The sequence below is a fragment of the Flexilinea flocculi genome (genome assembly GCF_001192795.1).
GTDB lineage: Bacteria > Chloroflexota > Anaerolineae > Anaerolineales > Anaerolineaceae > Flexilinea > Flexilinea flocculi.
This window is the reverse complement of sequence record NZ_DF968181.1, coordinates 1,833,473-1,845,131: the sequence shown is the minus strand read 5'-3', so window position 1 is coordinate 1,845,131 and position 11,659 is coordinate 1,833,473. Positions and strand designations below refer to the sequence as shown.

10 protein-coding genes are annotated in these 11,659 nt (G+C 38.9%); 9 read left to right on the top strand and 1 reads right to left on the bottom strand.

What is annotated here, in order from left to right; translation table 11 throughout:
• Window positions 1–12: 12 nt before the first annotated feature.
• A complete protein-coding gene (locus ATC1_RS12610; protein WP_062282846.1) occupies window positions 13–717 on the bottom strand; it encodes an aspartate/glutamate racemase family protein in 705 nt (234 codons plus the stop codon).
• 1,002 nt (window positions 718–1,719) lie between these two features.
• Here ATC1_RS12610 and ATC1_RS12605 point away from each other — a divergent pair.
• From ATC1_RS12605 to ATC1_RS12565, 9 genes are all read left to right on the top strand, one after another.
• Entirely contained in the window at window positions 1,720–2,613 is an 894-nt protein-coding gene (locus ATC1_RS12605; RefSeq protein WP_062282843.1) for a VOC family protein, read from the top strand.
• 125 nt (window positions 2,614–2,738) lie between these two features.
• On the top strand, window positions 2,739–3,854 hold the full coding sequence (locus ATC1_RS12600; protein ID WP_062282841.1) for an aminotransferase class I/II-fold pyridoxal phosphate-dependent enzyme: 1,116 nt from the start codon (window positions 2,739–2,741) through the stop codon (window positions 3,852–3,854).
• Window position 3,855: 1 nt separating this feature from the next.
• Complete coding sequence (locus tag ATC1_RS12595) at window positions 3,856–4,857, top strand: 2-hydroxyacid dehydrogenase (protein WP_062282838.1); 1,002 nt, start codon at window positions 3,856–3,858, stop codon at window positions 4,855–4,857.
• A 22-nt stretch (window positions 4,858–4,879) separates the two neighbouring features.
• Window positions 4,880–6,067: a hypothetical protein gene (locus tag ATC1_RS12590; protein WP_152024316.1), complete on the top strand. Its 1,188-nt coding sequence runs from the start codon at window positions 4,880–4,882 to the stop codon at window positions 6,065–6,067.
• A 30-nt stretch (window positions 6,068–6,097) separates the two neighbouring features.
• Window positions 6,098–7,285, top strand: coding sequence for a M24 family metallopeptidase (locus ATC1_RS12585; RefSeq protein ID WP_062282833.1), 1,188 nt, complete (start codon window positions 6,098–6,100; stop codon window positions 7,283–7,285).
• 63 nt (window positions 7,286–7,348) lie between these two features.
• Entirely contained in the window at window positions 7,349–8,500 is a 1,152-nt protein-coding gene (locus ATC1_RS12580) for a pyridoxal phosphate-dependent aminotransferase (RefSeq protein ID WP_062282830.1), read from the top strand.
• 181 nt (window positions 8,501–8,681) lie between these two features.
• On the top strand, window positions 8,682–9,602 hold the full coding sequence (locus ATC1_RS12575) for an ABC transporter permease (protein ID WP_062282828.1): 921 nt from the start codon (window positions 8,682–8,684) through the stop codon (window positions 9,600–9,602).
• Window positions 9,603–9,611: 9 nt separating this feature from the next.
• Entirely contained in the window at window positions 9,612–10,463 is an 852-nt protein-coding gene (locus ATC1_RS12570) for an ABC transporter permease (RefSeq protein WP_062282824.1), read from the top strand.
• A gap of 16 nt (window positions 10,464–10,479) precedes the next feature.
• Window positions 10,480–11,658, top strand: a complete 1,179-nt coding sequence (locus tag ATC1_RS12565; protein ID WP_062282820.1) for a DegT/DnrJ/EryC1/StrS family aminotransferase — start codon at window positions 10,480–10,482, stop codon at window positions 11,656–11,658.
• Window position 11,659: the final 1 nt, after the last annotated feature.

The window sequence follows — 11,659 nt, the reverse complement described above, 5'->3', positions numbered from 1 at the left end:
AAATCAGCTCAATTAATTAAATTTTTGTGGTTTTGGCGTTGAATATAAACCGATTTTTGATTGTGAAAGGCCTGTTTCGATTAAACCTTCAACGAGTTTAAAGGTCGCAATCGTAGGGTCAATTACTGGAATACCAATCTCTTTTGAAAGCATTTGCGAATAACCTGCCATGGATGAACAACCAAGAATAATTACTTCTGCACCATTTTCAATTAATTTTTTGGCAGCTTCTTTTCCGCGTTCGAAAACTTTCTCTCGTTGATTTGCAATTTCTACTACACCCATATCTAAGGCACAGACTCCTGCAAACCGTTTCTCCAAACCATGTTTTCTCACCTCTCGCGATTTTACGGATTCTTTGTGTTTTTTCTCGGTAAGAATTCCAAATTTGTTTCCAAAAAGTAAAGATACAGAAAAAGAACATTCTTCAAGTCCAAAAACTGGAATTGATGAGATCTCCTTTAAGGCTTCAATTCCAGGATCACAAAAAGCAGCTATAATGATCGCTGCAAATCCCTCTTCACTTGCTTTTTTAACCGCGTCGATCTCATACGGAACTGCAAGCGCTTCATCATAAAACGATTCCAGTGATTCTGGTCCATGCTCAATGCTTTTAACAACAACCTCTGTGTCTGGTCTGGCGATCTGATGAATGACATCGGCAACTTTTTGTGTAACAATTTCAGAAGTGTTTGGATTAAGAACGAGTATTTTCATGAATATCTGCCTCTCTTTTTACCCTATTTTGATTGCATTGAGATCCGCTTATTTTGTATAATAATAATATTGTCGACAATAAATCAAATTCATATTAATTGATAAATAAAAGAATGTCAATAGGAAAAAAAGTCATAGAAAAAGGGTGAAATATCATGATTTTAATTTTTCCCAGAGTGATTTTCATAAAACAAAATTGCTGATTTGGATGGAATATACTTGCAAGTTCTGATTTTTTATTTGTTTATTCCTTGAAGATCGATAACCCCGGTAATCAACAATTCGAAATATGGTAGGATTCTTTGTTGAAGCGATGTTTTTTACACTAAGCTCAAATACATCGCTTCTATAAAAATTTCCCGATTCATTCGGTTAGCTTGTCTTAATCACGAGTTTCTACATGACAATTGAAAATTACAATATGGCAATTTTGCCCGATAAATGTCAGGTTTGGTTTTTGACAATTGTCTGGAATTTCATTATTCCGTCATAACTTTACAAGAAGAATTGGAATATAAATGATGTTCGATAGAAAATCATTTATATTCCAATTTAAATTAGAACAGACTCTCTTTATTTAAAGCCAATCACTTCTGCAAAAGAATCAACGAACTGAGAAAAAAGGTTTTGGAATAAGAGTTTTGAAAATGAAAATCATTTTAACGTTTTCATTTTCAGTTGTAAATCATTTTCTAACTTTAAGAAGGGTGCTGATCCTATTAATAGGTCTGACTAAAATAGAAAAAGAAAAGCAGAATTTAGCACTACCCTGAATTAAGTAATGTTTATTATTTGACATTTGTTTTCTTGACATTATTTCTTTTCTACTGTAATATCGTTATTGCAAGATTGTCGACAATATACAATTCACACAAAATAATTTTTCGATTTTTAATTTTAAGAGAATACTAAATTGTCACTGCAATTAATTATTTTAGGTTCATTGGATTATTGATATAACGATACAGTTTCAAAATAAATAATGAAAACAAGGAGTAATGAATGATTTTACGAATCCATCATGTTGGTCTTGTTGTTGACAAACTTGACAAAGCAGTAAATACCTATGAAAAATTGTTCGGATTTAAAGCAACTGATTTTCGCAATGATCAGGGTAAGGGCTTTCAGCTAGACGCACGTATCATGATGCCCAATCAAACCTGGATTCATCTGGTTGAAAACTGGAATCCTGAGTCTCGTGTAAATCAGTTTCTTAAGAAACATGGGGAAAGTATTGAACATATCGCATTAGAGACTACTGATATTGAAGAGGAAGTAGCCCATTTGAAATCAATCGGGGTTCCCATTTATCAAGACAAGATCTTTAAAGCAGCAGACGGATACGAAGCATTTGTTTATCCGGAAGATGGTATTGGCTTTACAGTGGAGCTTATTCAACCTCATGTTACAAGTTATACCTGGGAACCATGGAAAGTCTCCAATCCTAATCTATTGGGATTACAGCATATCGGTGTAGCAGTTAAGGATGTAAAAGCTTCATGCGAAAAATTTGAAAAATTATTCCGTGTCAAACCGGCAGCCTTAAGAACAGATCAGCATTATGGAACACAAAAAGACATGATGATTGAATTTGGCAATGATCGGATGTGGCTGCATCTGGTGGAAAGTGTGGATCCGGAGAATCGAGTAACGCAATTTATGGAGAGACACGGTGAAGGTTTAGAGCATTTGTCCATTGAAGTAGGCGATATTCGCCGTGCCGTAAAACGAATTCAAGCTGCAGGAGTATCTCTTTATCAAAATAAAATCTTTTTGGATAGAGAAGATGGATTCGAAGCATTTGTTTATCCTGAGGACAACCATGGTGTAACGATCGAATTAATTGAACCTTACATCACAAGCCGGGGATATCGTTATAAAGTGGAAGATTTTTAGTTTTTGGTCTGATTTTCAACGACGAATAAGGTTGTTTTTACTCTGGGAAACCGGTCTTTCTCCCTGATGACAAATTGTAAAGACAAAAATGAAAGCGTTTATTTGAATTTAGGAGTTGATTCAATATGAGTATTTCAACAAAAGAAATGATTATTGAACGTCAAAAAGCGAATATTGTGAAACGTTCAAGCACAAGTTCAGAATATGATTTTACATTTGATCATCCATCATTACAAATAAAACGGGAACTTGTCGAACAAGCAGTTGAAGCATTAAAAAAGGGCGAAACGCATTATGTGGATGTTCCTGGCGTTATGGCTTTGCGAAAAATCATTGCAGATACATTGCAGACGACTGGATTAACATCGATCTCGGCGGCAAATGTGCTGGTAACCACTGGAATCCATGAATCACGTTTCTTAGCAATTCAGGTTTTCTCCGCTTTACTCGGAGGAATTGCTGTCCCTTCTTCTTGTGATCCCAATGTTCATCAAATCCTTAAGGTTCGGGAAACAAGATCCTTAAAAACTGCAACCAATCGTAAGAATTTTCAAACTTTACCGGATGAAGTATTGCGAGCAGTACAAAATGGATATAAGCTCGTTTATTTTGAAAATCCTGTCAGACTATCCGGTAAATTATTAGAAAATGGGCAATTTGAGGAAATTTGTTCAATTCTTGAACGCTATGATGCTTACGCAATCATAGATATCGGATTCCTCCCATGGGCTGAAATACCAGATCACTTTTATTCAGCATTGACGAATCGAATTCAACGATTTGTTCTGATCGGCGAGACTTTCCCCGGCATCGGAATGAAGGGTCTGAATACAGCGTTCATTACTGCAAAAGAGGATTGGGTGACGCTTCTTCAAGTTCAAAAACAAGTGCTTTCTATATGTACCAGTGCTCCCACACAGTATGCGTCGATTATGGCGGGTAAACTTTATGCAGAAAAGTATTCTGACTTATTTGAAACTCTTAAGTCCCAGAAAAATGCTCTTTTATCTGCTTTAGCAGATGCACGCATTGCAGCGATTCCGGGTGAGGCAGCAAATGTCGCAGCATTTTTTGACCCTGAGGAAAAGATCTATCGGGCATTTGTTGAATCTGGTATTGATTTGTTACCAGGAAATATATTCAATGCCAAGGGCGTTACAAGAATTAGTATCTCTCTGGATGACCAAAAGAATAAGAAAATCATTAGTTTTCTATCAAAATTTGAGAAACAGGAGAAATAACATGGCGAAACGCGTTTTGGTCATCGATCCGGAATTCTTTGACTTCCTTCCAGAAGTTAAATCAAAATTTCCGGATTATGAACTTATCTGTCCAAAGACGGCAGAAAACCTTAGTTCATTACTTTCAAAGAATTATGAGGTCATAATCAGTAAGACCGAAAAAGTAACCAGTCAAATGATTGATCAAGTTACTGGATTGCAGATGATCATGAAAATGGGCAGAAGCTACCATAATATTGATACAGCTTACGCCCGCTCGAAAAAGATCAGTCTTTATTGCACTCCTCGGAAAGGACCAAACTGTGTCGCTGAATTGGCCATGACCCTGATCCTTGCTTTGAGCAAAGACCTGGTTACTTCTCATGCAAGCGTCATGGATTGTGCATTCCGGTATCGCGGTCTGCGACCAATACTGACCGATCAAATGAAAATGGCGTTTCATTGGATGGCAAATACGGCGGTGCATGAAGTTAGAGGGAAAACCTTAGGCATAATCGGGATGGGCGAGATCGGTTGTGAGCTGTCACGAAGAGCAAATGTTATGGGAATGAAAGTTAATTACTATAAACGATCTCCCTTATCTAAAGAATTGGAAGAGAGGTTTGACGCAACATATCTGCCTTTGGAAGATTTGATGAAAACCTCTGATTATGTCTGTCTGGCAGTACCGCAAACACCCGAAACAGAAGGAATGATCAACCAAAAGCTTCTGGAGATGATGAAATCCACTGCTTACTTTGTGAATGTGTGCCGCGGAGGCAACGTAGATGAAGAGGCATTAATAAAAGTACTTCAGGACAAGAAAATTGCGGGAGCTGGGCTGGATGTATTTATATATGAACCGCTGCCTGAAACTAGTCCGATTTTAGAATTGGACAATGTGATATTAACACCGCATATTGGTGGAGGGTCTGGAACAAATCGCGGGCTTGAATTGTCCGAAACGATGATAGAAGTGAATCGCATCTTTAATGGTGAAAAACCACAAATCGATTTTAGCTGATATAAAAAAATTGGGAGATGCAATGAAACTGGAAAAACAGATTCTGAAACTAATTGAAGTATCCCTTGCTATCGACACGCAGGAAGCAGAACGAACTGGGATTCATCCGTTTTTATCTCGCAATGTTTTTGATTATGGAATAAAAGACCCCGGCTGGGATTGGAAAGAGATCAGCAAACAAGTTGATCTTCTGGAAAATGAAGTAGGGACTTTGCCGGCAGAACGCCAGGATTATTTATTTTCAGTTGTAGATGCCTATAGAGTTATGGCACGATTTGGATTGGGCGAAAAAATTCCATATCAGGAACGTGTTAAGACATTTTTACAGCTTGACTCGATTTTGATTAATCAAAGTGAAATCGAAACTACGAAAGAGAAGCTTTGCAGGGCGCTGGCTGAAGCTGGATATCCGGATAATGTCAACATCGGTCTGCAGCAGTGGAAATCAGACCAGGCGATTTCTGGCGCTGAGATGGAAAAATATGGGCAGGAAATCCTTTCGAAAGGACGACAACATGTCGTGGATTTAGAAATTGGTCTGCCTTCTGAGCAACATACGAAATTGAATTTTCCAATGAATTATCCATACAGAGGCTATAGCTCCTATGATGGAAAATACCAGGGACAAATTTGGCTGAATGGTGAAGTTAATTGGGAACGGCCAAGTTTGAAGCACACGATTTTGCATGAAGCTTATCCAGGGCATCAGACGTTTTCAGCCATCAGAGAGAAATTGTTTAATGAGGAAAACATCGATGTTGAAGCTACACTTTGTTTCTACAACACGGGAATTAGTCCAATTCATGAAGGACAATGTGAACTTAGCATGGAAATGATTGGCATGGAAGAAGGAATCAACGATGTCATTCAGGCTCTTGCAACGGATTACACCAACGGAATTGAAACAAATCTGGCGATTGCATGCAACGAAGGCAGGCTTTCTTCTGAGGATGTAGCAAAAGTGTTAATCGAAGAAACTTGTATGGATCCGAAATTAGCAAAAGTCCGCTATGGATTTTTCACGAATCCACTGTGGTCAACTTGTTTCCCCCATTATTATCATGGACGGAAATTTATTCGCGATATTTACCGCAAGATGAAACAGCATGGATTCGCACATCAATATGCTGAAATGGTATTTACCAAACCGCATACAGTTAAAACATTAGAAAAAGCAGTCAATGAATTCCTCCAAATGAATTCAAAATAATCAAAACCGATAAAAAAAAGGAGTCTCTAAATGATCAGAAGATTTGCGCTCGAACAAGATGTAGCAAGAAGAGTTAAGAAAATCCAGAGTCTTATGAAGGAAAAAGGCATTGGAGCTTTAGTAATTCCGGCACATGGTGCACCCGGAATGATGGGCATGGCAAAGTACATTACGAATCTTAACCTTTGGGCTGGAGCTGCTTGGGTCGTCTTGGGAGCGGATGCAGAAGAACCGGCAATCCTGCAGTGGTCTCCGTACGGAGCAGACTGGAATCGGCAGGATGCCACGACAAAATGGGTTGAAAACCCAGATCCTGATGCTTACGGACGCGTAATAGAAATTGCAAAGGAATTCTGTGTAAAAGATAAAAAAGTCGGTGTTGACCATGTTGCTGGTAATTGGTCTGTAGGTGACTGGGATAGAATCCACAAAGAAATGCCAGATTGTGAGTTTATCGACTTGACAAAAGAACTTGACAAGATTCGTGCTGTAAAAACATTTTTCGAAATCGAAGAAAATTACAACACGGGCAGAATTATGTCAGAAGCATTTGACACGTTCAATATGGTTGCAAAACCGGGTGTACGTGTTTGGGAAGCTGCAGCAGTTGCTGAAGAAGTATTAAAAGAACAAGGTTGTTTCTGGGGACGCTCAAAGTATTCATTTGATCTTCGGCCGGAGACGATTCCTACTCCTTTGGACAAAGTTTTCACTGAGGATGATATTTTCGTTTTCGAACTGGTTTACACCGGCCCTCTTGGCTATTGGTCAGAAATGACTGCGCTTTATTCCTTCAAACCATTGCCGGAACCGATTGCTCATCAACTTGCAGTCCATGAAGTTGTCATTCAGGAATGTGCAGCAGTTGCAAAAACAGGCAACCATATCGGAATTATTGCGGAGACCTCCAATCGTGTCTGGCGCGAAAATGGATTCAAAATTATCGGTGATGCAAATTACTCTCCAAATGTAAAACAATTAATTCCCAACGGAAAACATACACCGGATGCGCACTCAATTGGTTTGGATGAAAGTGATGGACCATCTGCATGGTTTACACCTGCTGAAATTCTAGAATCGAATATGGTTCTTTCTTTCCATCCCTCAACAATGCTTGAAGGCCATAAGGCTTTCTTAATTTCCGACAATTATTTAGTTACTCCGGATGGTTCCATTCGGTTATCACCGAAAGACTGGTCCTATCGACTTTTGGACTAAAAAAATATATATTGTCTGCCGGATTTTTTCCGGCAGACAATAAAAGATCATCAGGCAGGAATAATGACGAACCAGAATAATCTTCCAAAAATTACTACTTCCCAGCTTTATGCACTGAATGCAAAAGCAAAAAAATATCCGGATCGGATTGAATTGGGAAGAGGGGACCCCGATTTTGATACCCCTGAATATATTATTGACAGTGTTAAAGATTTTGCGTCCAATCATGTTATTTGGGATTCACCTGTCGAGGGAATTCTGCCATTGCGGGAGGCAATTGCCAAACGAGTCAGGGAGATAAATCATATTGATGTGAATCCTGAAACAGATATTGTTGTGACAAATGGCGGACAAGAAGCAGTTTTTTTGATGATTAACACTGTATTGACTAAAGATGATGAAATCTTAGTTCCTGATCCGAATTACAACTCTTATCGAGATTCCATTAAGTTTTCCGGTGCGGTTCGCGTATCGGTACCGACAAAAGTAGAAGAAAATTTCCGAATAGATCCTGAAGTAGTAGAAAATCTGATTACGGATAAAACCAGAGCGATTTTACTTGTTTCCCCCAATAATCCGGCAGGTGCAGTGATTGATCCTGAAGTTGTAAAGAAACTGGTAAAAATCGCTGTGGATCACGACTTAATCATCATTTCAGACGATATTTATGATCGCTTTGTCTATGATGGGATTCAACATCTCAGTCCGGCATCATTAAAAGAAGCATTTGACAGAACACTTACATTAAATGCTGCGTCAAAACAATTCGCAATGTGCGGTTGGAGGTTGGGATGGATCGTGGGGCCCAAAGACCTGATTGCGGCGGTTAAAAATTACAAAGCAATAATGACTGGACCGACAACCATAATCGGGCAGGTTGGGGCGCTGGCGGCATTAACCGGTAAAACACAATCCATTGAGAAGATGTATAACACCTTCGTTTTACGACGAAGAGCTGTTATGGACGGGCTTGACAGGATTGGTATGGAATATGGCGTCCCTGAAGGCGGGCAGTTTGTATTTGTCTCAATAAAGAAATTCAAGATGACATCCTATGAATTTGCACAAAAAGTGTTGGAAAACTGCCATGTGCTTGTCTATCCTGGCGGTGCATATGGAGCTCAATTTGATGATTTTATTCGAATTACTTTTTTGCAACCGGAAGAAAAGCTCACAGAAGCCTTAAAACGGATGGAGTCATATCTAAAAAAATAATTATCAACTGAATGAGCAGGAGATATTTTTCTTCAGGCTCATTCAGATACGAATCGAAATGGAAGAATTTATAAGGAGCGTGTGAAGAAACTGTTTTGCCATTAGTGATAAAGGTTCTTAATGCTATTTATCAAATCCGATAATAGAACAGGACCGATACGATAACAGTAGGAGGAAAATTTTGCTTTCATATATCATACGCAGACTTTTGGTTTGCATACCCACAGTTTTTTTAGTAATAACACTTGTTTTTTTTGCATTTCAGTTAATTCCTGGTGATGCAGCTTTAATTTTTGCAGGAGAACAAGCATCACAGGAACAAATAGCTCAGATTCGATCTGATTTGGGGCTAGACAAACCGGTTTTTGAACAGTATTCAATCTATTTGCAACGACTTTTAAAAGGTGACATGGGGAAATCGGCTATAACCGGCCGCCCTGTATTTTTAGAAATAAAGTCTCGCTTCTTTAATACAGTAAGACTTGCTGTAGTTGCAACTGTCGTTTCATCGATATTTGGTATTGTTTTCGGGACCATTTCCGCATTAAAACGCGAAAAACCTGCCGATTATGTAATCAGTGTTCTTTCAATATTTGGAATTTCGATACCGTCTTTTTGGTTGGCATTGTTGTTGATGTATTTTTTCAGCGTTAAATTAAAGTTATTACCGACTACGGGCAATGCTTCACTAAAACATTACATTATGCCGACGATTGTATTGTCAGTTTATTCAATTGCTTTCATTGCACGAATGACACGTTCATCACTATTCGAGATTCTCGGAGAAGATTATGTCCGCACAGCAAGAGAAAAAGGGATGAAGGAGCGGATTGTAATTGCAAAACATGTTTTACGGAATGCATTAATCCCGGTAATCACAGTCGTTGGTCTGCAATTTGGATATTTACTTGGTGGGGCTGTTGTTACTGAGACTGTATTTGCATGGCCAGGCTTGGGCAGGTTATTAGTTACATCAGTCGAACAGCGAGACCTAATGGTGGTACAAGGTGTTCTACTTGTTTTTGCTACAAGTTTTGTTTTAGTCAATCTGTTAATAGATTTACTTTATGGATTGGTTGATCCAAGAATTCGTTTTAACTAAGGATGACAGATGGACACATTGAATCATATAAAAAACAATTTTCACTTTTTTTTCAAGAATAATAAGCTTGGAACGATCGGGGGAATCATTGTTATTCTCTTCATCCTGATAGCAGTTTTTGCTCCTTATCTTGTCACTTATTCTCCGAACCAAATTGATTTGACTAGTGCACTGAAATCCCCAAGTAAAGGACATATTTTTGGAACTGACAATAACGGACGCGATATTTATACGCGGGTTGTATTTGGATCAAGGATTTCATTATCTATCGCATTTATTTCGGTCACTCTTGGAGCTATTATCGGTGTTACTCTCGGCCTCCTGGCTGGTTGGTTTAAGAGAAGTGAAATGATCATTATGAGACTGGTGGATGTATTGCTGTCATTTCCCGGAATTATTGTAGCGTTGACGATTATTTCAATTCTCGGAACTGATGTCAAAAACATGATTATCGCTGTGACTTTCAGCCAAATTCCTCAATTTGCGCGATTAACCCATGGACAGGTCTTATCCGTCAAAGAACGTGAATTTGTGACTTCATCCGTTACTGTTGGAGCTGATGACCTTTGGATTATGCAAAAGTGTATTCTTCCGAATATTCTGTCTTCGATTATTGTACAAATGAGTATTTTAATCCCGTCGGCAATTATGATGGCGGCCAGTCTCAGTTTTCTTGGACTCGGCGTTCGTCCGCCCACAGCGGAATGGGGAAGTATGCTCCAGGATAGTGTTAAATGGTTCCGGATGGCTCCACATATGATGATTTTCCCAGGTTTAGCTTTAATGCTGGTTGTCTTCGGATTCAATACACTGGGTGATGGATTGCGTGTAGCCCTTGACCCCAGAATGAAAAATCGATAAATCAACGCAAAAAGAAATGGCTTTAAAAATGGATAATCCTTTCAACACACAGAATGAAGATCTTCGCCTTGGCAGAACCAATGCACATTTGTTTCATCGCCAGATCAGAGATCGACTTCTAAAGAGAATTGAACCGATTCTTTTCGATGAATACTGGGATTCCTGGCAAATTGTCAAAGAATTTGAAGCATCTTTTTCTGACACAATGGGGTATTCCTTTGTCAGCACGGTTCAATCCGGATCAGCGGGTCTTCGGTTGTGTTTAGAATCGTTGGGACTAAAACAAGATGATGAAGTCATCACTGTTGCAAATTCTGATTTGGCAACTACGGCTGCAATATCACAATGTGGTGGAAAAATTGTATTCTGCGATATCAATCCCCAAGATTATTGTATCGATGTTGAGAAAATTGAAACATTAATCACGCAAAAGACAAAAGGAATTATTGCAGTTGATATGTATGGATTAATCGCTGACGGAAAACGAATCAGAGAAATTGCAGATCAACACGGTTTATTCGTTCTTGAAGATGCTACCTTATCGCTTGGTGGGACAGATTGTGGATTTCCTGTAGGTCATTTCGCGGATGCTGCCGTTTTTAGTACTTGCCCTTATAAACCATTTGAAAGTGCCGGTGGAGGTGGAATTGTCGTCACGAATCGTCAGGAATTTTGGGAGAAAGTTGAAATTCTCAAGGGATTTGGGATGAAACCGAATACCGGAGGATCACTGCCCATACGATACGACCATATCGCTGAAGGATATAACCTGAAGATGCTCCCTTTTGAAGCTGCGGTACTTCTTGAAAAATTACCATATCTCAAACAGTGGAGTAATAATCGCCGTTTGATAGGGAAAAAATATAAAGAAAAATTTCGTCAAGAGCCTGCAATCCAGTGCCCAAATATCCGAGAAGAATCTGAACCGATTTTTCGAATGTATCCCATTTGTGTACCAGAGAGAGACCTGTTGTTTGACCGGCTCTGTTCCAAAGGAGTCAAGGCCTCCCTGCATTATTTTCCACCGGTACATATGCAGTCTGTTTACAGAGATATGAAAATTCGCGGATCCGAAAACTTAACAGAAACCGAATCTGTAGCAAATCAACTTATTTGTCTGCCGTCCGATCCTCTTATGAGGGACGAGGATATTTCATATATCAGTGAAATTATTTTGGAACATATCAGAAGATAAA

Bases quoted from the DNA above. Each gene is read 5' to 3' on its own strand.
- ATC1_RS12585 (WP_062282833.1), top strand. From the start codon at position 6,098: ATGATCAGAAGATTTGCGCTCGAACAAGATGTAGCAAGAAGAGTTAAG.
- ATC1_RS12590 (WP_152024316.1), top strand. From the start codon at position 4,880: ATGAAACTGGAAAAACAGATTCTGAAACTAATTGAAGTATCCCTTGCT.
- ATC1_RS12580 (WP_062282830.1), top strand. From the start codon at position 7,349: ATGACGAACCAGAATAATCTTCCAAAAATTACTACTTCCCAGCTTTAT.
- ATC1_RS12610 (WP_062282846.1), bottom strand. From the start codon at position 717: ATGAAAATACTCGTTCTTAATCCAAACACTTCTGAAATTGTTACACAA.
- ATC1_RS12570 (WP_062282824.1), top strand. From the start codon at position 9,612: ATGGACACATTGAATCATATAAAAAACAATTTTCACTTTTTTTTCAAG.
- ATC1_RS12565 (WP_062282820.1), top strand. From the start codon at position 10,480: ATGGCTTTAAAAATGGATAATCCTTTCAACACACAGAATGAAGATCTT.
- ATC1_RS12600 (WP_062282841.1), top strand. From the start codon at position 2,739: ATGAGTATTTCAACAAAAGAAATGATTATTGAACGTCAAAAAGCGAAT.
- ATC1_RS12595 (WP_062282838.1), top strand. From the start codon at position 3,856: ATGGCGAAACGCGTTTTGGTCATCGATCCGGAATTCTTTGACTTCCTT.
- ATC1_RS12605 (WP_062282843.1), top strand. From the start codon at position 1,720: ATGATTTTACGAATCCATCATGTTGGTCTTGTTGTTGACAAACTTGAC.